This window comes from Ruminococcus sp. 8Y-12 (genome assembly GCF_058119865.1).
Genome location: NZ_CM176623.1, coordinates 4,265,615 through 4,289,557 on the forward strand (window position 1 = coordinate 4,265,615; position 23,943 = coordinate 4,289,557).

General features: G+C 49.1%; 16 protein-coding genes. All 16 read right to left on the reverse strand.

Annotation, left to right across the window (positions count from 1 at the left end; all coding sequences use genetic code 11):
* Nucleotides 1-29: 29 nt before the first annotated feature.
* Nucleotides 30-1,376 (reverse strand): family 4 glycosyl hydrolase, encoded by a 1,347-nt coding sequence (locus tag AC0THY_RS17245; protein ID WP_489991829.1) that lies wholly within the window; start codon nucleotides 1,374-1,376, stop codon nucleotides 30-32.
* A 14-nt stretch (nucleotides 1,377-1,390) separates the two neighbouring features.
* A complete protein-coding gene (locus AC0THY_RS17250; protein ID WP_489991830.1) occupies nucleotides 1,391-2,218 on the reverse strand; it encodes a carbohydrate ABC transporter permease in 828 nt (275 codons plus the stop codon).
* Nucleotides 2,215-3,117 carry a carbohydrate ABC transporter permease gene (locus tag AC0THY_RS17255; RefSeq protein ID WP_489991831.1) on the reverse strand — a complete coding sequence of 301 codons (903 nt, stop codon included), beginning with the start codon at nucleotides 3,115-3,117 and terminating at the stop codon, nucleotides 2,215-2,217. Before AC0THY_RS17255 ends, AC0THY_RS17250 begins: the two co-directional genes overlap by 4 nt.
* Before the next feature lie 73 nt (nucleotides 3,118-3,190).
* On the reverse strand, nucleotides 3,191-4,576 hold the full coding sequence (locus tag AC0THY_RS17260) for an ABC transporter substrate-binding protein (protein WP_489991832.1): 1,386 nt from the start codon (nucleotides 4,574-4,576) through the stop codon (nucleotides 3,191-3,193).
* Nucleotides 4,577-4,777: 201 nt separating this feature from the next.
* Nucleotides 4,778-6,334, reverse strand: coding sequence for a response regulator transcription factor (locus AC0THY_RS17265; RefSeq protein WP_489991833.1), 1,557 nt, complete (start codon nucleotides 6,332-6,334; stop codon nucleotides 4,778-4,780).
* Nucleotides 6,309-8,156 (reverse strand): sensor histidine kinase, encoded by a 1,848-nt coding sequence (locus tag AC0THY_RS17270; RefSeq protein WP_489991834.1) that lies wholly within the window; start codon nucleotides 8,154-8,156, stop codon nucleotides 6,309-6,311. Before AC0THY_RS17270 ends, AC0THY_RS17265 begins: the two co-directional genes overlap by 26 nt.
* Nucleotides 8,157-8,300: 144 nt before the next feature.
* Nucleotides 8,301-8,507, reverse strand: coding sequence for a hypothetical protein (locus AC0THY_RS17275; protein WP_489991835.1), 207 nt, complete (start codon nucleotides 8,505-8,507; stop codon nucleotides 8,301-8,303).
* A 14-nt stretch (nucleotides 8,508-8,521) separates the two neighbouring features.
* On the reverse strand, nucleotides 8,522-9,922 hold the full coding sequence (locus AC0THY_RS17280) for an L-arabinose isomerase family protein (protein ID WP_489991836.1): 1,401 nt from the start codon (nucleotides 9,920-9,922) through the stop codon (nucleotides 8,522-8,524).
* The gene (locus AC0THY_RS17285) at nucleotides 9,919-11,415 is read right to left on the reverse strand and encodes an FGGY-family carbohydrate kinase (protein ID WP_489991837.1); all 1,497 of its coding nucleotides are present in this window, start codon (nucleotides 11,413-11,415) and stop codon (nucleotides 9,919-9,921) included. The genes AC0THY_RS17280 and AC0THY_RS17285 overlap by 4 nt, the downstream gene beginning before the upstream one ends.
* Nucleotides 11,363-14,095, reverse strand: a complete 2,733-nt coding sequence (locus AC0THY_RS17290) for an alpha-L-rhamnosidase (protein WP_489991838.1) — start codon at nucleotides 14,093-14,095, stop codon at nucleotides 11,363-11,365. Before AC0THY_RS17290 ends, AC0THY_RS17285 begins: the two co-directional genes overlap by 53 nt.
* A gap of 105 nt (nucleotides 14,096-14,200) precedes the next feature.
* Complete coding sequence (locus AC0THY_RS17295; protein ID WP_489991839.1) at nucleotides 14,201-15,199, reverse strand: LacI family DNA-binding transcriptional regulator; 999 nt, start codon at nucleotides 15,197-15,199, stop codon at nucleotides 14,201-14,203.
* A 55-nt stretch (nucleotides 15,200-15,254) separates the two neighbouring features.
* Complete coding sequence (locus tag AC0THY_RS17300; RefSeq protein WP_489991840.1) at nucleotides 15,255-16,001, reverse strand: flagellar hook assembly protein FlgD; 747 nt, start codon at nucleotides 15,999-16,001, stop codon at nucleotides 15,255-15,257.
* Nucleotides 16,002-16,113: 112 nt separating this feature from the next.
* Nucleotides 16,114-19,659, reverse strand: coding sequence for a pyruvate:ferredoxin (flavodoxin) oxidoreductase (gene nifJ, locus AC0THY_RS17305; RefSeq protein ID WP_489991841.1), 3,546 nt, complete (start codon nucleotides 19,657-19,659; stop codon nucleotides 16,114-16,116).
* A gap of 172 nt (nucleotides 19,660-19,831) precedes the next feature.
* Nucleotides 19,832-20,260: a DUF1284 domain-containing protein gene (locus AC0THY_RS17310; RefSeq protein ID WP_489991842.1), complete on the reverse strand. Its 429-nt coding sequence runs from the start codon at nucleotides 20,258-20,260 to the stop codon at nucleotides 19,832-19,834.
* On the reverse strand, nucleotides 20,223-20,786 hold the full coding sequence (locus AC0THY_RS17315; protein WP_489991843.1) for a biotin transporter BioY: 564 nt from the start codon (nucleotides 20,784-20,786) through the stop codon (nucleotides 20,223-20,225). The genes AC0THY_RS17310 and AC0THY_RS17315 overlap by 38 nt, the downstream gene beginning before the upstream one ends.
* A gap of 201 nt (nucleotides 20,787-20,987) precedes the next feature.
* Nucleotides 20,988-23,789, reverse strand: coding sequence for a FlgD immunoglobulin-like domain containing protein (locus AC0THY_RS17320; RefSeq protein WP_489991844.1), 2,802 nt, complete (start codon nucleotides 23,787-23,789; stop codon nucleotides 20,988-20,990).
* Nucleotides 23,790-23,943: the final 154 nt, after the last annotated feature.

Below are 23,943 nucleotides of genomic sequence, written 5' to 3' on the forward strand. Positions count from 1 at the left end.
GAAGCCCGGTCAGGGTGGATTCCGATTTTCTATTTATAATATTCTTTCATTTCTTTTAAATATGGCAGTTCAAAAAGCTCTTTCAAAAAGCCCTCAGCCTGCTCTCTGGACTTGGTATAGGGGTCCATCATGATCAGCTGAATCAAAAGCTCTCTGCTCCTCTGGGAAAATGCGCAAAGTTCCGTCTCCACAGGGGCAATCCGGTCATGCAGCATGTGGTTCAGCACGGGTTTGGGCAGAGGCTTTGTCTGGATTCCCTGTATCCCCCTCTTGGACACATAGGCGGGAATTTCCACCTCGAAGTCTCTCGGCACCCCCTGCACGTACTCGTGATCATTTAAGGTATTGACAATCACAACCCGGGGAATGTCACAGGCCAGCGCCTCAATCAATGGTACCATGGGTTCGTCAGAAGATATTGTTGAGAACACCTGGCTTACCGGCCTTCCCTTATCCCAAGCTGCATCGTGAATCCTTTTTACGTTATTTGCAGCATCTGAAAAGCCTTTTTCATACCAGGCATCCGGATCTTCCTTCCATCTCCTCTGCACATCCGTGTCCGCATGATACCACCATCCCCAGCTTCCCCCTCCAGGGGTACAGGTGTCTCCAATGGGCATTACACCGTATTTCTGATACAAATCAATGGGTTTGGGGCCAAACTGATCGCTGGCAGGACAAGTTTTGAAATATTCATCCGAGTGTTTTGCAATCCATTGATCAAGTATTTCAAAGGCATCTCTCCCCTCATAGGTAAAACTGTTCAGCCAGACAAAATGGTTGATCCCCGGCGCCTGGAAATTCATTTTCTCCCTGTCCATGCCCAGAAGTTTTGCCAGCCAGTAGACGCCGCCGTAACCATGGCACATTCCCACCATCCTGATTCCCGGATATTTTCTCTGAAGATACGTGGTTCCGGCCATGACCGGATTGGCCACCAGCACATACCAGGCATTTGGACAAACCTTTTGGATGTCCAGATAAATCTCCTCCATGAGCTTTATCTGATAAAAATTAACCCAAAACGCCTCATCGTGGACAATGTGAAAACTCCCGCCAAAATGGTACCCCCATTTCTTTGCAATCTTCCATCCATCCCAAAGCCTGCAATATCCCCCAACCAGTGCAGTGTTCACTACAAAATCTGCATTCCTCATGCTCTCTTTTCTGTCCATGGTCTTTTCAATCTTGAGGGCGGCACCCACCTCCTCTGCATACCGCACGCAGAAACGATAGACATCGTTCAGCCGTTCTTCATCCACATCCATCAAGCTGATAGTGCTGTCCGCCAAATTTCGGGCCAGGCACAAATCCTTTACCAAATTTATTGAAAAGGTGCCGGAACCGGCACCAATTAAACTGATTTTTACACTCATTGTTTCGTCCTCCTTTACTTAAGCGCCCCTGCTGTCATTCCTTTTGCAAGGTATTTTTGAAATACGAGATAGATGATTAAAGTGGGAATCAGGCTCACCAAAAGGCCTGACATCTGGAATGTGGGATCAATCGATGTCTTTGAAGACATAAGGCTAGCCAGGGCCACCATGGAAGTCCTCTTTTCGTTTGACTTGATCAAAATCATGGGTGTGAACAGATCATTCCAGTATGCAATAAAATTTGTGATCACGGAGATAGCTATGGCGGACGAACCCATGGGAAAAATCACATTTTTAATCAGCCCAAAATAGCCTGCCCCATCAATCTTCGCGGCTTCCATCACCTCATTGTCAATGCCTTTGAAGGCAGCAGTCATCAGCATTATCGCCCCGGGACAGGCGATGGCCAGATAGGACAGAATCACCCCTGTGTAGGTATCCACCAGGCCGATCTTTGCAAAGATCACATACATGGGGATCATGGTTACCTGTGCCGGGATAAACATGGTAGAAACAATCAACAGGTACACTGCAGTGCTGCCCTTAAATTTTAGTTTCGCAAAAGCATAGCTGGCCATAACGGAGAGTACTGTGATAAGCGCTACGCTGATCACAACAATGATCGCCGTATTTTTAAAGTAGGTAAATATCTGAAACCTGGAAATAATAGCCCTGAAGTTCTCCAGGTTAAATCCATTTGGCATTGCAAAGGGGTCCGCCAGGTACTCTGCACCTGTCTTCATGGATGTGATCACCATATAAAAGATGGGATACAGAAAGGTCAGTGACATAAGACACAGCCCCAGAAACACCAGGACCCTGGATGGTTTCCATTTTTTCATCGCCCTTCAGCCTCCAATCTGTCTCTTTTCTGTGAAATCCCCATCTGGATTCCAGTAAAAATCAGTATGATTACCAGCAAAATCACGGACAGGGCACAGGAATATCCCAATTGGCTGCCACTTACGAAGGATTTCTGGTAAATCATATAATCAATAGTCATGGTCTCTGTCCCGGGTCCCCCCTGGGTCAGGGAAAAGATAAGAGGGAACAGCCCGGTAAAGGACCAGATCACAGAAGTCATCACTGAGTACTCAATCGTTCTCCTGATCAGCGGTATGGTGATTTTAAACAGCCTCTGCCAATATCCCGCACCGTCCAGCCTGGCAGATTCATAGATCTCCGGCGAGATGGAGGACAGACCTCCCAGCACCAGCATTCCCTGCCATCCGATATTGATCCAGACCAGGCAGAAAATGATTACAAAGAGCCCGCTCCCCCGGTTTCCCAGCCATTCTATTGCCAGTCCGTCCAGCCCAATGGAACGCAGCACCGTATTAATGGGTCCGTAATAGCCAAATAAAATGGTGAACAGAAATCCCACAATCACGGACGAGATAATCTGTGGCAGGTAGTAGAGAGTGCGGAACACTTTCCAGCCCCGCACCTCCTCATACAATAGCACTGCAACGATCATTCCCAGCATGACCTGTATGGGTATAAAAATCAAAATTACCAGATTGTTTTCCAATAGTCCCCAGAACTCCCCTTTTGCAAGGATGTTTATGTAATTTTGAAAACCCACGAAATCCGATTTCAGGATACCATCCCAGTTCGTGAAGCTTTTTACAACCGCAGCGGCCATTGGAACCCCCCGCACAGCAGCCAGCACGGCCAGTACAGGCAGCACGGAGAGCCACCCCTGAATATTCTCCCTTCGCCTTATTTTGCTCTTGCTCATTTCGCCTCTCCCCTTTCTGCGGTTTTTCTGCCTTGGCCCAAAGTTTCTGTCACCCCGCCGCTGTAATCTGGTGTCACTGTAGCTCCGCTGCCTTTTCATCCAGCTTTTGAGCCAGCTCATCCGGCGTCATTTTTCCAGTTACCACCAGTGTCCCCAGAGAGAAGCACTCGTTTGCCACATCAGGAACCATTGTATTATCTGACCAATAGGAGTAGTTCTGTCCAATCCCATAGATCTTTTTCAAGATTTCATCGCTTTCCCAGCCCAGCTCTTCCACAGAGATATCTTTGCGGATAGGAACCTGCGGAAACTGCTTTAGAAGCCGCAGCTGGGTTTCTTTGCTGTTCAGAAAAGAGCAGAATTTAAGAGCCATCTCAGGGTGGGGACAGTAGTTTGCAATCGCCAGCATCTGTCCAGGCCCACCGATGGATGTCCCGCTGACCTTCACATCTGAGTCAATATCAGGCGCTGTGTAGAAGCCCACATTGTCCTCCCCAAGCACATCCCTGGCCTGTGAGATCGGATAGCTGGTGGTCCCCCCATACATGGCGGCCTTCCCCTGAAGGAAACGTGTCAAGGCATCCTGGGAGCTGGCGTAATCCTCGTTTACATATCCCTTCTCATAAATCTCATTGGCAATCTCAAAGGTCCTTTTAAAGTTTTCATCCTCCGCAAATTTTAACTCCCCCTGGCTCTCTTTTGCAATATTTTCGTTCCCTGTCTTCTGAACCCACCAGTGGGCCAGGGACATGGTTACCAGAGAGTTACAGGAGGCGTCGTCCACCGCGATGGGCAGAATCCCCGCATCTTTGATCTTCTGCAGCATTGCCATAAATTCATCCACTGTCCTGGGCGGTTCTTTCTCCAAGTCCACCCCTGCCTGGGCCACCAGCTCTTTATTGTAGATGAATCCACATACCTCAGATCCCGCCACCGGGTAACCCAGGATTCTTCCCCCTTCCTCAAATCCTTCTGTCACGGTTTCCCAGCCCACGATATTCTGCTTATCCTCTTCTGGGATCATATCGGAAATATCCATCACCACGTCCGCCAGAGCAAAGATAGGCTGACCGGTCCAAAGGTTGATGATATCCGGCCCGCTCTTTGCCAGCGCTGCTGCCTTATAGTTCTGGTGGGCAGCTCCCTGGTCTGTCAGCAGTGTCAGTTCGATTTTCACGCCCGGGTTCTGTTCCTCAAACTCATTGCAGAGTTCTGTGAGAAGCCACTCGTCCTGTGGCTGCTTTTTTTCATCCTCGGATACACAGGCTGCCATCCATACATTCAGTGTGATCTCCTCCGCGCTTTCCTGGGATACTTTTTCCGTGTTCTCCGCCTTTGTGCTGTTCACATCCGTATCTCCTGCCTTCCCGGTGGCTGCCCCAGATGAGCAAGCGCACATGGAAATGCACATGGCTGTCACAAGCCCCATTGCCAACAATCTGTCTCTCATTTTCCTCATATTGTTTCCTCCCTAAACCAAACTCCGTTTTCATGTTCCTGATAATAATAGTTTACTTATTTTCATTGAAAAGAACAATGAAGCTGGTTGTCCTCCTATTGCAAAAAATTGACAAAAAACAACCTGCGGATTTCCTCAGCCGAAATCTGCAGGCCGCCCCCTGTCAATATTTTTAAATGAAATCAATTTTCTGCAATCGCACTACTTTGTCAGCTCCCTTATATAGGCCCCTGGTGTCTTCCCACAATATTTTTTAAAGGTAGTTATAAAGTGTCCCTCTGAGGAAAACCCCAAGTATTCACTGATCTGTGAGATCGTTTTTCCCTCCATCAGCTCCTCCTTTGCCAAAGAGATCTTGTACTGCAGAATATAAGATATCAGATTCTCCCCTGTCCTGCGTTTGAAAAGCCGGCACAGGTAATCCGGATTCAAATAGACCTCTCCGGCAATCGCGGCCAGGGTAAGCCGTTCTCCGATATGGTTCTCTATATAGCGCATCACTGTATTGACCAGATCATCCGAACTGCTGTCCTGTATGGGAGCATGATTCTGACTCATTGCCCACTCTTTTAAAACACAGTGCAGCTTTGCACAATCGGGTGCATCCTCTATTTTCCTTCGCACAGCTCTTCTCAGCTCCCGTCCGCTCTTGTCCCGGTTCCCGGGGATATCCATACAGGAAACTGCGCTGCAAAAGCCCTCTTTGAGTTCCTTCTCCATAAGGAATGGACACTCATTTAATTTTTCAAACAGTTCCTCCATACCCTGATAAAATAGTTGGAGACAGGACTGGTTTTTGCATCTTTCAAAAACAGCCTTTAGCTCCTCCTCCCTATCCAGGGTCACATTCATCTGGCTGTAGAAGTAAATCTCTTCCCGGGGCAGGTAAAATCTTCTGTTCAGCGCCTTTTGTGCCTTTTCATAATGAGATGGAATATCAAACTCTTCTCTGTGAAAGCTGCTGACCCCAAAGGACAAATGCATATCCAGGCATTGATTCATGGTGCGGGCAATCCCTCTGCAGATGGAGGCAACGTCCTCCTCACCACCCGCTGCGCTGCCTGCAATGGCCCAGATTCCCCGCTCACTTCCCATAAATGTTCTGCCGTTCCCCATGGCTTCCAGCATATTTTGACAGATCGCAGCCACTGAGTACTCAACACCTTTGACTGCATTTTTGATCTCCTCAGGGGGGATGTGTATGCAGATTACATAAACCTCCTCATACTCCTCCCCCAGAAAGGCACTTTCAAACCGTTCCTGAACCGTCTTTCTGTCCTTGATAAATCCCCCTAATGTTAAGTTGGCAAACTCATTGAGCACTGCGTTCGCATTCACGTACCTGTGCTCCTCCATATCCTGCTCCTCATAAACCCGCTCTGCACGGATTTCCTCCACGATCCTGGACACCTCCTCCAGGATGTTTTGAGGTTCAATGGCATTTTTCAGGATGTAACCGCTGACTCCCAGTTTCATCGCCTCCTGCAGATAAGCGATGTCATCCATACAGCTGAGTACCAGAAATTTACACTCAGGCTGTTCCTGCTTCAGCGTGCGGATAAAGGTGAGGCCATCCATCCTGGGCATACGTATGTCAGCCAGTATAATATCCGGAACATACTTTCTGGACAGTTCCAGGGCCTTCTCCCCGTCCTCCGCCTCCCCCACGATCTCAATTCCCTGTTCTTCCCATGGGATGATAGACCGCATTCCAATGCGAATCAGCATCTCATCATCCACGATCAACAGTTTCAGCATCTTCCTCCCCCTCCTTTCCCTTATATACCGGGAAAACCATGCGCACACAGGTACCCTGCCCCGGCTCGCTCTCTATTTCAATCCAGCCCTCATCTCCATAGTTCATATGCATCCGCTTTGAGATATTCCAAAGTGCAATATTTTCCTCCTGCTGGGCCTTCTCCCAGTCCTCCCGCTCCTCCAGCAGAGTTTCCACCTGTGTCTTTTCCATCCCCACTCCGTCATCTACTATTTCAAAAACCAGCTTATCCCCTCTCTGATTTCCCTTTATTGTAATCCGCCCCATCTTATTTTTGGGCAAAACGCCATGGTTTATTGCATTTTCCACCACTGGCTGAAAGGACAGCTTCAGGATGCGGCAGTCCAGTATGGGTTCCTCCACCTCCATTGTGTAGCTGAAGTTGTTCTGAAAGCGCACCTGCTGCAGATACAGGTAATCCTCCAGGTATTTCAGTTCATCACTGACCTCTACAAAGTTCCGGTTATCGGAGAAATTGTAGTCCAGCATATTAGAGAAGGCCAGGATACTGCGGCTTATCCCCTCTGCCCCCTTCAGTTTCGCCATCCACCGGATAGCATTCAGGGTATTCCTCACAAAGTGAGGCTTGATCTGAGACTGAAGCATACGAATCTCCATCTGATGTCTACTCTTTTCCTGCTCTTTGATCTTCTCCATACTGGTCTGCAAATCCTTTGACATCTCATTAAAGGCGTGGATCAGGTTTCCGATTTCATCCACTGATTTTTCCTCCACATGGACACCCAGATTTCCCCTGCCCAGCTCTATGGTCATCTGATTTAATGTCTGAAGCGGTTTGAAAATCTTCCAGTAGAAAAAGCGAATCAGTACAAGAATGCTGACAATGCACAGAACTATCAAAATGGAGTTAACTCCATTGATCCTGGTGATTTCACTGTTCAAATCCTCAAGTGGTACCAGATTTGCCATTGTCCAGCTCTCATTAAGTCCCTTCACCTTTATGCTGTGCAGAAAGAGTACATAGTGCTCTCCCCCGATTCTAAACTGCTGATAATTCTCCTTTGCTGCTCTGTCCGTAGACAGAAGATCCCTCAATTCCTGGGTCAGGTCCTGAAAGTCAAGGCTGCTCTCCTCTCCCTGAATCAAACAGTTCCCCTTCCTGTCCACGATATAGGCTGAGCTGCCCTGGCTGAACAGACTTCTGGACAAAAGCTTTGCAAAATAGGATTGGTCCATATTGATGGCCACCACCCCTACCCTTTTGTCAGAGTCAATCAGGTTTGTCACACAGTACAGCTGCTTTCCTGCCTTGGACATAAGATAGTCCTCCCCCACAAAAAACTTAGCAGTGCTCGCGTAGGCGTTCCAGATGGATTCCAGCCTCCCATCCCCATAAAATGCTTTTCCCCTTTTCTCCTCCTTTCCATTGGCAATGGCAAAGGTACTGCAGAACATTTCCCCCTCCCTGTTCGCCACAATATATCCAAATGGATAGGCATATTTTGTGACCTCCAGTTTCTGGATAACCAGGTATTTCAGCTTTGTGCGCCTGTTCTCCAGATTTACCTCCCCTTCCTTCCCCGCCAGTCCCACAATTTCCGAGCTGTTCGCCATTGTTCTGGCTATGTCATACTCTGACTGGAGCGCATTGCTTAAGCTGTAGGAGATACTCTCGGCAGTCTGGTCATAGAGGCTGGCAATTTTGCTCTCCAGCATATTTCCAAACAGTTTCCGGTTTACCAGATTCTGTACCAAGAGGGGAAACAGAAAAAAAATCAGAAGGCAGGCAATGATGGAATACTTTAGATGATACCGAAAATTTTTCATCTTTCTTTCCTTCATAACCCGACCTCCTGTTTTGAAAAACGAATGCCTGTTCTTCTGACCTCTTTCCCCTATTTATGTTATAATTTATATTAAAGTATATCACACTCCTGTGATTTTTGCAAATTATGCACTAATTTTAGCATAATTGGATTCTAATTTTTATGCAAATTCCCGTCCATATCTGTTTTTGAATGACTCCTGCTCTATGCGGTATACCTTTATGTCTTTTATTGCGATCCAGCTGGCATAGGCCTCGAATCCAATCTTCCCGTGAATATTGGAATCTATGGGTCTTGGGTCTGTCAGCTCCCCCTTATAAAGGGGATTCTCCACATCATACCATATCTCCCGATGCAGCAGTCTCATTTCCCTCTCCTCCTCTACAGCTGGACATACTCACAGCCCAGCATATCCATGAGCATTTTCCACCGTCTGGTCACATCACCCAGGTTGATGACCTCGTGGTGAGTGCCTCCGTTTCTCAGCCATTGTTCCACACAGGCTTCCATCCCGCAGTCAGGCCTCCAGAATATGTAGGGCATTTCACAGCGCTTCAGATCTGACTTTGGCAGGATCTCACCCTTTGCCATCACCAGTCTGTATTTTCCTCCACCGATGGATGCCAGGGAGGTCAAAGTGGCTGTCCCGGGCCTGGGTGTGAAAAGGTAGGTGGGCGGGTTTTCCAGTCCTCCTTCCCCCAGATACCTGTCGATTAAGCGAACCTTTCTTCCTTTCGCTGCCGTAGTCCAGTTTCCCTCTCCTGCATGGCAGAAAATGATTGCCTTTTTTGCAAAATCCATGGTATACATTTCCGTAAAATTGGCATCCAGATTTCCAAGTGCTCCCGCTGCTGCAACCATACTGGCACACATATAATCCCCCTCAGCCGCATATCCATATCCATCGGCCAGAAGATTGGAGGCTGCATACAGTGGAAGCTGACGAAATCTTCCGTCATCTTTGAACTGGTCAAACTGGGCGGTAAAAGCATCAAACCCCTGGTTCTCCAGATACCTTCGAAATCCCAGATACATCTTAGCTGCCTCCGCGTGAGATTCATAGGTAAGTCTGGGGTCTACCTCATGCACTGAACGGTCATACTCAATTTGGCCGTCTATCTCCTCTTTTGTCACTTGTTCCATCAGGGAATAGACACTTCCAATGGTATCATGGCACATCTCCGGCCCGATCTGCCTTAAAAACTCCATCTCATCCGTCAGAATATCACCCATCCCGCACATTCTGGAGAGTACCCCTGTCCTCATGTTTTTCAGCCTGGATCTGGTATAGCAGGCCTTTGCGAAATCCTCCACAAATTCTAAAAAAGGTGTTTCCATCCTGTTTCCCGCAAAAAATGCACAGGCGGTTTTGCTGTGTAAAATGGCGTTTGCATTGTCCTGGGCGCCGTGAATCCCCTGGTTAACAGTCAGTTCCAGCTCCCCCCAGTCATCCTGCACCTCCTGGTCCGGCTGAACTACAGCCATAGCCAGGGGTAAATGGTTCTCCTCCAGTGCCTTTAAGAGATAGGCGCCATGGGAATAGGTCAAAAGTACAATCAGAATTCCATCCAGTTCCTCCTGGTTATACCGGCACACAATTTTGGCTATCTCCCCTCTGTTTCCACCGATTCCCTCAAATCTGATCTCAGCATAAGGGCTCATTTGGCTGGCCAGCTCTCTTGCATAATTCTCCTGACGCGCTGTAATCCCCGGAAAAATAGGCTCATACCCATCTGTCATTAAGGCCAGCAGTCCCAGCCTGGGTTTTCTTTGTTCTCTCATAGTTCTTCCCCGCCTTTCCCATATAGAGGCTCAAAAGCCCAATACATCCTTTTGTAAGTTTCATACCCTGCTTTATACTTCTCCATCTGTTCTCTGTCAGGCTGAAAAACCGCGCCCTTCCTGATCTGTTCAGATGCTTCATGTACCGACCCATATTCCCCTGCCGCTGCTGCCCCCAGTATCGCAGCCCCAAGGGAAGTGGACTCCGCATTCTCCTGAGTTACCACCGGGATACCGCAGATTCCCGCCTTAATCCGGCACCACACCGGGCTTTTGGCTCCTCCTCCAAGAGCTGTGATTCGTTCCGGCTCCTCTCCCATAGCTTCCAGATTTTCCCGCAACAGATATCCCACGCCTTCCATGATTGCCCGGACAAAAGTACCCCGCGTACTGTCCAGTCCGGCTCCCCAAAAGACACCTCTTGCGCGGCTATCTGCTCTCGGAATTTGGGTCCCTGCCATGTGGGGATAAAATATAACGCCTCTGCTCAGAATGGGTTCCTTCTCTGCCAATGCGCTCATCTGCTCAAAGGACTTCTCTTCCTTCATCAAGTCCGCACAAAACTCTCTGCGGAACCACTTCAAAGCCATGCCGGCTGTCTCACTGTAAATGAGTTTCAGATATTTTCCGGATATTCCGTGGCAGTAATAGGTGAGTGGTGAAAGTTTGCGAATCTCTGGAGATTGGCAGGTACAGAGCACGGTCTGGCAGGTACCGGTGGTCTCCGTAACCATTCCAGGTTCCAGGTTCCCTGCCCCCACCGCGGAGGCCGCCTGATCCATGGCTCCCGTCACAATACAAGCTGACTGGCTGATCCCCAGCTCCGCTGCCGCCTCCCGGCTGATCCTGCCCAGAATCGTCCCACAGGGCTGAATTTCTGGAATCTTCGCCCTGTCTATCCCCGCCATATCCAGTATCTCACCCCAAACACCCCCTTGAATTACATCGAAGTATCCTGTGGAACTCATCAGAGACGGGTTTGAACATGTCTTTTTACACAGTAGGAAGACCAAATAGTCCTCCAGGAGCAGGAACTTCCAGGTCTTTTCATACAGCTCCCTCCGGTTCTCCCGAAACCATACCAGTTTGCACAAAGGCATGCTGCCCGTAATTTCTGGCTGGCCCGTTCTCCGGTAAAAGCTCAGCGGATCAATCCCCGCCTTTATCTGCTCCGCCTCTCTGCTTGCTCTGGAATCCAGCCAAACTACGGCGTCTGAAAGAGCATTTCCCTGTTTATCCACTGGAATTAGAGTCTCACCCTGTGTGGTGCAGGTGATTGTTCTGATCTGAGCTGCCGCCTTCTCTCTGCCTCTTAGCAGATGGCGAACAGCCTGGACTGTCTTTTCCCAGTAGGCTTTTGGACTTTGCTCCACTCTTCCCCCTTCCCGGCAGAGCAGCTCATACTCCTCAATCTGAATATGTAAGAGATTCAGTTTCTCATCAAACAACCCGGCCTTCACCGCAGTGGTTCCCACGTCCAATGTCAGGAACATCCGTCACACCCTCCTTGTCCTTCACAAATATCTCATAGTCTCCCGCTTCAAATATCTTTTCCCCCTGCTCTCTAAAGATCTCATCCGCCTTCCCGTCCACAAATACCCTAGAGGCCGGTTCTGAAAGGATAAATTTTGCGCTGCAGTCAAAAGGAATCCGAATCCGATACAAAATACCGCCCTCTGCTCTCTCCCATCCGCAGCCATACTCCCCTGAGGCTGAGAGATACCTGGCTTTTGCCCACCGGAGTCTGGTATCCGGCATGGGAGTCAGCCTGGCAGCCTTAAAGCCCGGGGCTTCCTCCGTGGGATTGATGCCGCACATAAAACGGTACATCCACTCTGCCACAGATCCATAAGCATAGTGGTTCATACTGTTCATGCCAGTGTCGCTGATTCTGCCGTCAGAGAGCAGCGAGTTCCATCTCTCCCACACAGTGGTTGCCCCCATCTTTACTTCATAGAGCCAGCTTGGATAGTCCTCGTTCAGCAGAAGGGTGTAGGCATATGAACCGCATCCATTTTCAGATAACACAGGACACAGGATGGGAGTTCCCACAAATCCGGTATCCAAGTGAATGTCCCTCTCCTCCAGTTTTTCTCTGAGACGGTCAACCAGGGTGCATCTGCTTTGTTCCGGGGCAAAACCATATTTAAGGGCCAGGACCAGCCCTGTCTGAGTATCTGCCTTTAAACTTCCATCCTCCGCAAAGTAATCTCTCTGAAGCTTTTCTCTGATTCGCTTTTTTAAACTTCCATACCGCTTTGCATCCTCTTTCTTTTTCAAAACCCTAGCCGCCTTTTCTGTGAGTTCGGCAGAATAATAGTAGCAGGCCAGGGCTACATACCTGGTTTCTGTGCCTCCAAAGGCGGACTCCGGGTCCGGATTGTCCAGTGCCAGCCAGTCGGCAAAGTGAAATCCTGCTGTCCAGGCCCCCTCCCCCGGAATCTCCCCCTCGCGGTTAGATATAAATTCCACCCAAGCCTTCATGTTGCGGTACTCCTCCTCCAGCAGACAGCGATCTCCGTAAAATAAATACAAACTCCATGGTATCACCGTGGCCGCCTCACCCCAGGCGCAGGAACCGTGAGCCTCATCACCCCAGATAAAGGCCTGGCGTACTGTGTCCCGGTTTCGTGGGGTCTGCCTATCCCAAATCTGTCCCAACACATCCGGCACCACAAAGGGCACACTTCCTCCCAGGCTCTTCTGTTCCAGCAGCATATCATACAGGTACTTCCTGTAAAATGCCGGAGTATACATGTGAAAACTGGCTGTTGCACAGAAAACCTGTGCGTCTCCTGTCCACCCCATTCGCTCATCTCTCTGGGGGCAGTCCGTGGGCACATCCAGAAAATTTCCCCGCAGCCCCCATTTGGTATTCTCCACCAGCCGGTTTAAATCTTCATTAGATGTCTGAATCTCTCCCATCTCCTCCAGTTGGGAGTACATCACGCAGGCGGTAAACGAGTTTGGGTCTACGTCCACCATCCCGGTTACTCTCACATAGCGGAATCCATAGTAGGTAAAGTGGGGCCGCACCCTCCTGTGTTTTCCATCAGATACAAAACAATATCTCTGTCTGGCTGTGCGCAGGTTTTTATGGTAGAAGTTTCCCTCCTGAAGCAGCTCCCCATACTCTAAAATCAGCTCCCCGCCACTTGGAAGCTGGCAGTCTGCCTCCACCCATCCGGTCATCACCTGTCCAAAGTCCAAAACCGTCTCCCCAGCCGGAGTGCGAATCACCCGTATCGGCTTACGGCGCTGTGAGATTACCACCGGAAGACTCATCCTGCACCTTACTTCCCCTCCAGGAATCCCCGCGGTCACGGCATTGGCAAGCCCTCCCAAATCACACCTGCAGGTGGAAAAACCAGGAATCTCTCTGTTGGCGTCATAAGTCTCTCCATCGTAGAGGCTGCTCTGTAGCACAGGGGCCGGAGCACATTTCCAGGTGCTGTCCGTACCCACTGTCAGAGTCCTTCCATCCCGGTACTTCACCTCAATCTGGCATAAGAATAAGAACCGGCTGCCGTACAGTTCTCTCATCCCCTCCACAAACCCAAATCTGCCTTTGTACCATCCATTCCCCAGCATGCTCCCCACCGCATTCTCTCCCGGATGCAGACAGTCGGTGATATCGTAGGTCATATACTGAACCCAGTTTTTGTAGTCTGTGGCAAAGGGAGTTAGATATTCCTCCTCCACCTTCTCCCCATTGATATACAGCTCAAAAAGCCCGAGGCCGGTGACATAAGCCCTGGCGCTCTCCACTTCACTGTCGATCACCAAATTCTTTTGAAATAGAGGATGGATTTCCTTGTCAAATGGAGCTGTTATCCACTGAGCCGCCCATGGCAGCCCCATTCTTCCGGTTTCAAAACAAGAAATGGGACTCTCACCCACTTCCCCCACATCCGTCTCTACTGTTACCTTCCAGTAGTAGATCTGACAGGGCTTTACGGAGAAAACTGGCGCAAATCCCAGTGAGCTGATCTCCCCGCTCATTCCTGAATCATAAATTATACTCTGAAACCCACAATCCCTTGCCACTACAACACGGGCAGCAATCTGCCGCTTTCCCTTTACCTCATCTGTAATCCAGGAAAATACGGGCCTTTCTGTACAAAATCCCCTGGGATTCGTCAGGTGGTTGACCCTCATACTGTGTATTCTCATTTGCAATCTTCCCTCCAACACTCTTTGGTTACCCGGGTAACTATAGTAGTAAAAGAAATCGGTTACTCGAGTAACCGCTCTTTACTGTATTTTATACCAAACTGTCTAAATTTGCAATACTTTTTTACCAGAGCTTACATCTCCGATAGATTCTTTGTCCAAAAAATGGGCTGTGATGGTGCGTACCTCTCCCTCTGCTTTTTCCGTGCCCTGCATTTCGTCAATGAGGGACTCCATCAAAGCCTGACCTGTCTCATAGGCATGAGTGTCGATGGTGGACAGTGCCGGCGAGATCATATCCAGAAGTCCGATGGCATCACATCCCACTACAGAAATATCTCCCGGCACACTGTAACCTGCATCTCTCAGCCCACGGCATACACCAAGAGCCATCAGGTCATTAACTGCAAACACAGCTGTGAACTCATTTCCCCGTTTTAGGAGCTCCTTCACCGCGCGCATTCCTTCCATCTCATCCGTCTTCCCGTAGGGCACGCCGTCTACAATCAGCTCCCTGTACAGGGGAATTTTCTCCAGCTCCAAAGCACGCACCAGGCAGATGTACCGCTGGTGGCCTGGGTCTGAGACAGGCATCCCACTGATAAAAGCAATTTTTCTGTGTCCCTTCCCTTTCAGAAAGCGTACCATCTGCCATACTGCATTCTCAAAATCCAAATCTACCTGCTTTCCCACAAAGGCCACGGGAATCTTTTCCCCCAGATACTCTCTGACATCATGTGTTCCAACTGCCAGTATAATTCCATCCACACCCCTGGCCGCCAGATCCAAAATGCTCTTTCTTCTGGCCACATCCACCAGCACTACGGATACAATATAACCGTTTCTGGCCGCAGCCTCCTGTACCCCCTCCAGGACCTCACAGTAATATGGATTCTTAAGATTATCCACCAGCATGGCAACATGCCTGGTCTGTTTGGTAGCCAGGCTTTTGGCAACCAGGTTTGGGGAGTATTGGAGTTCCTCGGCAGCATCCAGAACCCTTTGGCGGACTTTGGGGGTTACATTCTTTGTATTGTTAAGTACATAGGATACGGTTGCCACGGACACTCCGGCAAGCTTTGCCACCTCTTTTCTTGTACTCATATTCCCACCCCTTTCGAAATGAACTGCCTCTTAGCACTTCTAATATTAGTCAATACTATTTCTTTCCCACAATCAGCTTTGTCTCTCTGTGGAACTCCTGCTTCTCTCCCCCAGCCAGCAAGGTGGCCGTAACACGCACAGTGTACTCTCCGTCCTCCACATATTTTGTAGTCTTCCATCCAGCCGGATTTTTCCTGGAGGGCTTTCCATTCCACTTTAGGGTATAGGTCTTGGACCCGCTTTCCGGATAGTTTTTCCGGTATACAGTCTTGCCTTCCCGATTGATCACGCGGATAGTCACCTTCGCCGGGGTCTCTGCTGTGACGGATGTTTTAATCTTTACAAACTTATTCTTTCCAGGCATGTATGTTTTCCCTTTTACAGATGGATAAATTCTCACATACCTGATCTTGGGCTCTGAGATTTTTTGAACCGTAAACATCCAAGCCCTCTTTTTTCCGTCTGTGGTGTAGGTAAAGAGGTTCCCCTTAGGCTGGTCTCCTGGTTTGATTGTCTTGGATGCAAAGCTGAAATTGCCATACCTGGAGCTGGTGTTTTTCTTTACCTGAAAGGTCACCTTTTTTGACTTTGGATTCACATAGATTGCTGACTGGCTGGCATAGTAAGCTGTATACCCATAGGGACTTTTTCCATACTTCATTTCAATGGTCTGGGTAGTATACCCGTCTTTTACCACGATATTAAAAAGACGCTTAGACGCTGCCTGTGCCTGTCCCGGAAGCATCAGCGCCGCCAGGCAGATAAACAGGGATACGATCAAGCCTTTTTTCCATTTTTTCATAGGTATTTCCTCCATTTTCCATCCTATTTCTGTGTAGACTAAGAAGCAGGTACATAAATGCACCTGCTTCTGTTGTCCATCTCACGAATATTGAGATTCGCGAGGTGATATCTTAGTTCTCACTTCCGTACAGAGTGATTAACTTATTCAAATACTCGTATCTTTCTTTTGCGTACTCCTCGGACTGAGCAAAGAGTTTCTTTGCCTTCTCCGGATTTGCACGCATCAGAGAGTTGTAACGCACTTCACCGTTTAAGAACTCCTGATAATTCTCAGTAGGCGCTTTGCTGTCTAAGCTGAATGCAGGTTTGCCCTCCTCTTTGAGAGCGGGGTTGAAGCGGAAGTTATGCCAGTATCCTGACTTCACTGCCAGTTCTTCCTCGGTCTGAGCTTTGCTCATGCCTTTCTTGATACCATGGTTGATACATGGAGCGTAAGCAATGATCAGGGACGGTCCCGGATATGCCTCTGCCTCTGCGATTGCCTTTACAGTCTGGTTGAAGTCAGCGCCCATAGCGATCTGTGCCACATATACATAGCCATAGCTCATGGCAATGCTTGCCAGGTCTTTCTTCTTCACTTCCTTACCGCCTGCTGCGAACTGTGCAACAGCTCCGGTGGGTGTGGCCTTGGAGGACTGTCCGCCTGTATTGGAGTACACCTCTGTGTCAAATACCATGATATTGATATCCTGTCCGCTGGCCAGTACGTGGTCTACGCCGCCGAAACCGATGTCATAAGCCCATCCGTCACCGCCGAAAATCCACTGGGATTTCTTAGCCAGGAAGTCTTTGTTGTTCACAATATCCTTGCAGGTATCGCAGTCAATGCCTTCCAGAGCGGCAACCAGCTTGTCTGTAGCTGTTCCGTTGGTGGCTCCACAAGCAAAGGTATCCAGCCATTCCTGGCAGGCAGCCTTTACTTCCTCAGAAGCCTTCTCATCTGCCATCACAGTCTCCACCTTGCTCTTCAGGCCGTTTCTCATTGCCTTCTGAGCCAACAGCATTCCGTATCCGAACTCTGCATTGTCCTCAAACAGAGAGTTTGACCATGCAGGGCCCTGACCGTTTGCATTTACGGTATAAGGTGTGGATGGTGAAGAGTTGCCCCAGATGGATGAACATCCGGTTGCGTTTGCAATGTACATTCTGTCACCGAACAGCTGTGTGATCAGTTTTGCATAAGGTGTCTCGCCGCAGCCCGCACAAGCTCCTGAGAACTCAAGCAGAGGCTGTTTGAACTGGCTTCCCTTAACGGTATTTTCTTTGAACTTCTCAACAACATCGCTCTTAGCCGGCAGTTCCACAGCATAGTCGAAATAAGTCTGAGAACCTGCGTTTGCTTCCATGTTCTCCATGATCAGAGCTTTTGCACCCTTCTTGCCAGGACAAACGTTGGCACAAGAACCACATCCTGTACAGTCATATGCGGATACTACCATAGCAAACTTGTAATCTGCCATACCGGTCATAGGAAGTGTCTTCATTCCTTCCGGAGCTGCAGCAACCTCTGCTTCTGTCATGGCTATCGGACGGATAACCGCATGAGGACATACATAAGCACATCTGTTACACTGGATACAGTTTTCCGGCTGCCATACCGGGATATCTACTGCGATACCGCGTTTTTCGTATGCGGAAGATCCGGATGGTGTCGTACCATCAACATAATCCTTAAATGCGGATACAGGCAGTGAGTTGCCTTCCTGTGCATTTACCTTACTCTGAATGTTATTAACGAAATCTACTACGTCTTTTCTTCCACCTTCTGCGTGGGTCATAGCAAGTCCATCATCTGCAGCATCTTTCCAGCTTTCCGGAACAGCTACTTCTACCACCTGTTTAGCGCCTGCTTCGATGGCATCGTAGTTCATCTGTACAATCGCATCGCCTTTTCTTCCGTAGGTTGCCTTTGCGGCAGCTTTCATCAGATCAATAGCCTGCTCCTCAGGAATGATGTTGGCAAGTTTGAAGAATGCTGACTGAAGCACCGTGTTGATACGTCCGCCCAGTCCGATTTCTTTACCAATCTTGATACCGTCAATGATGTAGAATTTAATATCATGGTTTGCGATAAAGCTCTTTACCTGTCCCGGAAGGTGTTTCTCCAGCCCTTCCATATCCCATGGGCAGTTCAGCAGGAAAGTACCGCCGTCAACCAGCTCCTGAACCATGTTATACTTGTTTACATAAGAAGGATTGTGGCATGCAACAAAGTTGGCCTGTCTAATCAGGTAAGTAGACTTGATGGGGCTCTTACCAAAACGCAGGTGAGACATGGTAACACCGCCGGATTTCTTTGAGTCATAGTCAAAGTATGCCTGCGCGTACATATCTGTGTTGTCACCGATAATCTTGATGGAGTTCTTGTTTGCTCCTACAGTACCGTCAGCGCCCAGACCCCAGAACTTACAGTTGATGGTTCCCTCCGGTGTGGTAACCAGCGGTTTGCCCATCTCCAGAGACAGGTTTGTCACATCATCCTCGATACCGATGGTGAAATTCTTCTTCTCTGTGTTGTTGAAGACTGCCACGATCTGTGCCGGTGTGGTATCTTTCGATCCCAGTCCGTAACGTCCTGTGAAAACAGGAACAGCATCGAACTTGGTACCCTTCAGAGCTGCAACCACATCCAGGTACAGCGGCTCGCCCAGAGCGCCCGGCTCTTTTGTTCTGTCAAGAACACTGATCTGTTTTACGGTTTCCGGAATTGCCTCAAGCAGTGCCTTTGCGGAGAACGGTCTGTACAGGCGAACCTTTACAACACCTACTTTCTCTCCGGCTGCCAGCAGGTAGTCAATGGTCTCATCAATGGTATCGCATACGGAACCCATAGCGATGATTACATGCTCTGCGTCCTCTGCACCGTGGTAGTTGAATAATTTATAGTTTGTACCGATTTTAGCATTTACTTTGTCCATGTATGACTGAACAATCTCAGGCATAGCTTCATAGTAGGTATTGCATGCCTCTCTTGCCTGGAAGAAAATATCCGGGTTCTGTGCGGAACCTCTCTGGCAGGGATGATTCGGATTTAATGCGTGTTTTCTGAATGCGTCAACGGCATCCATGTTTACCATCTCTTTCAGATCATCGTAGTCCCAGGTCTCGATCTTCTGAATCTCATGGGAGGTGCGGAATCCGTCAAAGAAGTTGATAAACGGAATGCGTCCCTCGATTGCTGACATATGGGCAACCGGTGTCAGGTCCATAACCTCCTGTACACTTGACTCACACAGCATTGCACAGCCGGTCTGACGACAGGCATAGACATCGGAATGATCGCCAAAGATAGACAATGCATGGCTTGCAAGCGCACGCGCGGAAACGTTGAACACACCAGGAAGCTGCTCACCAGCGATCTTGTATAAGTTGGGGATCATCAGCAAGAGTCCCTGAGATGCGGTGTATGTAGTTGTCAGAGCGCCTGCTGACAGTGAACCGTGTACGGTACCAGCTGCCCCGGCCTCGGACTGCATCTCTGTAACCTGAACTTCCTGTCCGAAAATGTTCTTTCTTCCCTGTGTTGCCCACTCGTCTGTGGCTTCCGCCATAACAGAAGAAGGGGTAATCGGATAGATTGCTGCCACATCTGTGAATGCGTATGACGCATGAGCTGCAGCATGATTACCATCCATGGTCTTCATTTTTCTAGCCATTATTGTTTTTCCTCCTTATAATTGGAATCCTCTCGGATTCGTTGGTACTTATGTTTTATGATTTTGCCATATGATTTAATAATAGCACATATACTACAAAATGTCCATTTCCCCTGCTGCAGAAAATGGACATTTCCTTGTATTTTTCGCGGTACACAGATCGTTTTTTCACCTAATTTGACTGTTCCTTCCAGGCCTGGAAACTGCAGAGTCCTTTGGCATACCACTCACATTTCCCGCAGGATGCTTCAAAGATTTCCTTCGTCAATTTCTCCTGAAATACATCTCTTAGCTCCTGATAGGTATACGCTCCATGTTCTGACAGCCCCAGCCTTGAGCACAGATCCCTGTCTTTCACCGCCACCTGGTTGCCGGAACACCTGCAGGTCCCCTCTGGGGTAAGGTTGGGGCATTTCTCACAAATCATATCCGGCGAGCAGACCAGTTTTAGCTTTTCCTGCGTGTGACATTGCAGCCACTCTATTTTTTCGGTCATATTTCTGCTGAACGCATCACTGTATCCCTCACCGCGAAACAGGGGAATGCACAGCAGATGGTGGACTCTAAGCCTTCTGTGCATAGCTGAGCAGGTTAGCGGCATGCAGGCCCCTTTTTAGCGCTGCACCTACAAAAATGGCCAACACCACAGATATGACATCCTTGATCAGATACGGAAGAGATACCAGCACCGCTGACTCCACAAAGGACATTTCCGCTACCACCATAAACTGCAGAATCCCCAGAAGATGACAAACTGCCAATCCCACCGCAGCCAGCAATGCCCCTGCCGCCTTGTTCTTTTGACGTGCTCCCAGGCCGCACAGCAGAGCCAGGAATATAAATCCAAAGATAAAACCTCCCGTTTTTCCAAGTAAGATTCCCAGGCCCCCGGACATCTCGGAAAACACAGGTACCCCCACAGCACCGGCCAGTATGTAAATCAATGCGGACATGGCTCCCATCTTCCATCCCAGCACACAGCCCGTAAGTGCCACCGCAAAAGTCTGCAAAGTTACAGGTACGCCCGTTGGCATGGGGATAGCAATCTGGGATAGAACCGCCAGGACAGCCGTAAACATCCCGGTCATGACCAGGGATTTTGTTGACATTTTTTTCTTATGATCCATTTTTCTCTCCTTCTCTGCTGCTGTCTGCTGTGTAACGATTCAGCAGGTCTGTGTATGTACCGCACAGCTGATCAGCTTTCACATTTTCATTTGTTAACCCATTTTTATTTGAGGTTAACTATTGATATTATAGGAGATTTAAAAAGAGATGTCAACCTTTTTAATGCATAGGTTAACATCTCTTTAAACTCCTGACCTCTCTCATTTAACAGTAATGGTAAGCCTGGCTTTTTTGCCGTTGTAAGTCTTCAGTGTAACCACCGATTTTCCTCTGCGCAGTGCCTTTATCCTGCCATTGGCATCCACAGACACAATTTTTCTCTTGCTGCTGGTGTAGGCACGTTTATAACTGGCTGTCCCGGAGGGCAGCTTGGCTCTGAGCTGATAGGTCCTTCCTTTTTTTAGAATCTTCTTCCTTGCCTGAATTTTGACCTGCGGCGGAGCTTTCTTCACAAGGAAGGTGACTACAGCCCTCCTGCCATTTTTTGTGGTGACTGTAACTTTAGCCTTGCCTACTCTCTTTGCGGTCACTTTTCCCTTGGAGGTCACGAATAGGATCTTCCTATTGCCTGACTTATAGGTAACCCCTCTGCCCTGCGTGCCCGCAGGGGAGACCACAGCAGTGAGCTGCACATTCTCTTTTTTGCCAAGCGTCACCTTTTTAACTCTGCGGTTTCCAATCTTTACGGCTACAGAGCTGGGATAAACCAGTTCCGGACTGGACTTTGAATCAGCATCTTTTTCTGCCCTGGGCTCTTCCGTCCTTACTGTCAGGCTCTCCGTCACTGCTGCCGGGCTCTCAAGTCCATTGTCCGCCTTCATGGAGATTCGGATAAAGTACTCTCCTGAGGGGGCCAGCAGCCCGTTATCCATGGTTCCGTTCCAGTTTAGCCTGTTCTCCCCCTCTCCCATCCTCTGTCTGTCCGCCAGTGTACCTATGACCTCAGCCTGCTCTCCCTGTCCAGCCATCACCTGCACTGTCACTGTTCCGCTGTAATTTGTAAAGAACTGCACAGTCACTCCGGCTCCACCGCTCTTTAATGGAAGGCTCAGGGTATTCTGAGACAGCGTGGCGCCTGTAATTCTGGCAGGCGCTGTGATACGCACGGTGTTCTCCAGTCTCACTTCCAGACTCTTTGCGGTGAGGGTCACTGTGTAGAGGCCATTTTCCGCCATCTCATTGCTCTCATCCGTCCCATCCCATGTCACAAAAGACTCTGTGCCTTTTACACAGTCTCCCAAATTCCAGATCTTAACAAGCCTGTTTTGCGTGTCAAGCACTCTGATAGACACATCTTCCTCATCACTCCCCAGATAATACTGTATCTGTGTGGCACGGCTCTTGTCAGACACCAGCAGACTTTCCGATACACTGAGCTGAGACCTGGGGTTTTCCACTGTGATGGTCTCTTCCCGTGTCCCCTCCACTGCCCCGGTTGATTTGACCTGTACCAGATATCCGCCTGAGTGCACATACTGTCCAGCGTCATTTTTTCCATCCCAATAAAATTTCCGGTAGCAGTTTCCCTTTTGCATCACCCCTGCATTGTTAAAGCTGGACCCAACCACCTGCATCCACTCATTCTCTCCCAAAGTACGAATCTTCTCCCCAGTCACTGCATCGTAAATGTAGCAGGATACCATAGGCTTTGGTGTATCTTCTGTCCTGGTGGTTCCAAAGTCTGCGCTAATCTCCAGCTCCCGCCCATCCTCAGATAGAAAAGTGGAGGCTTCCAGGATCAGTCTGAAGTTCTCAGAGAGGGAATCATTTACGGTTTTGGCGATAGAAAACGGCAGTATGTACTTGCACGGAAGCGACGTTGACCGAAACATTAGGGCATGATCCCCAGCGTTTATCTCCTCCTTTCCAAAAGGCAGCACTGTCTCAAAGACTGCCTGGTTTCCCGCTGGCAGTGTGACATTCTTTGTACCCCTTAAATCAGGAGTATTTCCATCGTAAAGGTGAAACGTTCCGTTCCCCGGAATATCCTGAAGCAGCCAGGAGAGCGTCCAGTCATCCCCCATGTAATAGGCCATGGATACCTGTACACTGCTCTTTGCGCTGTAGGTAATCCGCAAAGTGGCTTGGTAGGATTCGTCATAGAGGAGCTCGCTCTTAAAAAAGGTAAGGTCCGGTATCTCTCCTCCAGATACAGGCACAAACTCCTCATCATTTGACTCTGGATACATCCTAACATGACTCATTTCATTTACGTTGCTTACATATCGGTAAATCTCGTCAAAGGTAATACTCCCATCCTGGTCCAGGTCAGCCAGAGCTGCCCCCAATTTCCAATCTGTCTTCTCCTCTGCCTTCATGGCATCGATACCGCACCCCATTGCGATTGATGAGGTAAAGAGCCCCACCCCGTTGCCCTGCCAGGAAAGTTCCTCCTTAGAGGAGGCCGCAATTACCTGAAACTGAGGGGTATTCAGGGCAGACCGTGCGGTCCGGTCCTGGTTCTCAAGCGCGCGCTTTAGATCATCGATAAAGCAGTCTGCAAAATCCTTCCCCTCTGACCGAATGCTCTTGGAGATCATCTGTCCGGAGTAACAGCAGTCAATCACCAGGACATTGTGTCCGCTGCAGGATGCAAAAGCATCCACCAACTGCTGTGCACTTATGGACCCTGATCCCAGGGCCAGTCCGTAGGCAGTTCCGTGCCCGGAATAGAAAAAATAGTTAATATCCTCACTGCCAGAGTTCCTAAATGTCTCCGCAATAGCGCTCTGTACTCCTGCTGGAGTTGTGACTCCCTCCTTTTTTCTCTGGTCCGCTAAAACCAGCCTGTCCCCATAGGCATGCTCCAGTACGCGTCGGAAATTCTCCCCATCGTTCTCCGGAGCAGGAGACAAATCGTTTGCACTTTGGCCGCTATAGTCCCCTCTGGTAATCATAAGCGCCCGCACCTGACCGCCGGCTGCTTTTGCCTGCCCCTGGGGCCAGAGAACTCCCAGCAGCACAAACAATGCCAACAGACTCCACTTTATCTTTTTTTCCATCCAGTCCCTTCCTTTCTACCCTGAAACCCTGTTTTTCCTAATATACCATAATTCCCCTTAGATTGTCATCCGCACATTTTATATTCTTTCCTGAACTTTCCTATGTAATAAAAAAGAATCCCGCTCGCGGGATTCTCCGCCTGCGGCGGGGCTG

What these genes read in the sequence shown, in the direction of transcription:
- AC0THY_RS17245 (WP_489991829.1), bottom strand. Translation starts at nt 1,376, where the DNA reads ATGAGTGTAAAAATCAGTTTAATTGGTGCCGGTTCCGGCACCTTTTCA.
- AC0THY_RS17250 (WP_489991830.1), bottom strand. Translation starts at nt 2,218, where the DNA reads ATGAAAAAATGGAAACCATCCAGGGTCCTGGTGTTTCTGGGGCTGTGT.
- AC0THY_RS17255 (WP_489991831.1), bottom strand. Translation starts at nt 3,117, where the DNA reads ATGAGCAAGAGCAAAATAAGGCGAAGGGAGAATATTCAGGGGTGGCTC.
- AC0THY_RS17260 (WP_489991832.1), bottom strand. Translation starts at nt 4,576, where the DNA reads ATGAGGAAAATGAGAGACAGATTGTTGGCAATGGGGCTTGTGACAGCC.
- AC0THY_RS17265 (WP_489991833.1), bottom strand. Translation starts at nt 6,334, where the DNA reads ATGCTGAAACTGTTGATCGTGGATGATGAGATGCTGATTCGCATTGGA.
- AC0THY_RS17270 (WP_489991834.1), bottom strand. Translation starts at nt 8,156, where the DNA reads ATGAAGGAAAGAAAGATGAAAAATTTTCGGTATCATCTAAAGTATTCC.
- AC0THY_RS17275 (WP_489991835.1), bottom strand. Translation starts at nt 8,507, where the DNA reads ATGAGACTGCTGCATCGGGAGATATGGTATGATGTGGAGAATCCCCTT.
- AC0THY_RS17280 (WP_489991836.1), bottom strand. Translation starts at nt 9,922, where the DNA reads ATGAGAGAACAAAGAAAACCCAGGCTGGGACTGCTGGCCTTAATGACA.
- AC0THY_RS17285 (WP_489991837.1), bottom strand. Translation starts at nt 11,415, where the DNA reads ATGTTCCTGACATTGGACGTGGGAACCACTGCGGTGAAGGCCGGGTTG.
- AC0THY_RS17290 (WP_489991838.1), bottom strand. Translation starts at nt 14,095, where the DNA reads ATGAGAATACACAGTATGAGGGTCAACCACCTGACGAATCCCAGGGGA.
- AC0THY_RS17295 (WP_489991839.1), bottom strand. Translation starts at nt 15,199, where the DNA reads ATGAGTACAAGAAAAGAGGTGGCAAAGCTTGCCGGAGTGTCCGTGGCA.
- AC0THY_RS17300 (WP_489991840.1), bottom strand. Translation starts at nt 16,001, where the DNA reads ATGAAAAAATGGAAAAAAGGCTTGATCGTATCCCTGTTTATCTGCCTG.
- nifJ (WP_489991841.1), bottom strand. Translation starts at nt 19,659, where the DNA reads ATGGCTAGAAAAATGAAGACCATGGATGGTAATCATGCTGCAGCTCAT.
- AC0THY_RS17310 (WP_489991842.1), bottom strand. Translation starts at nt 20,260, where the DNA reads ATGCCGCTAACCTGCTCAGCTATGCACAGAAGGCTTAGAGTCCACCAT.
- AC0THY_RS17315 (WP_489991843.1), bottom strand. Translation starts at nt 20,786, where the DNA reads ATGGATCATAAGAAAAAAATGTCAACAAAATCCCTGGTCATGACCGGG.
- AC0THY_RS17320 (WP_489991844.1), bottom strand. Translation starts at nt 23,789, where the DNA reads ATGGAAAAAAAGATAAAGTGGAGTCTGTTGGCATTGTTTGTGCTGCTG.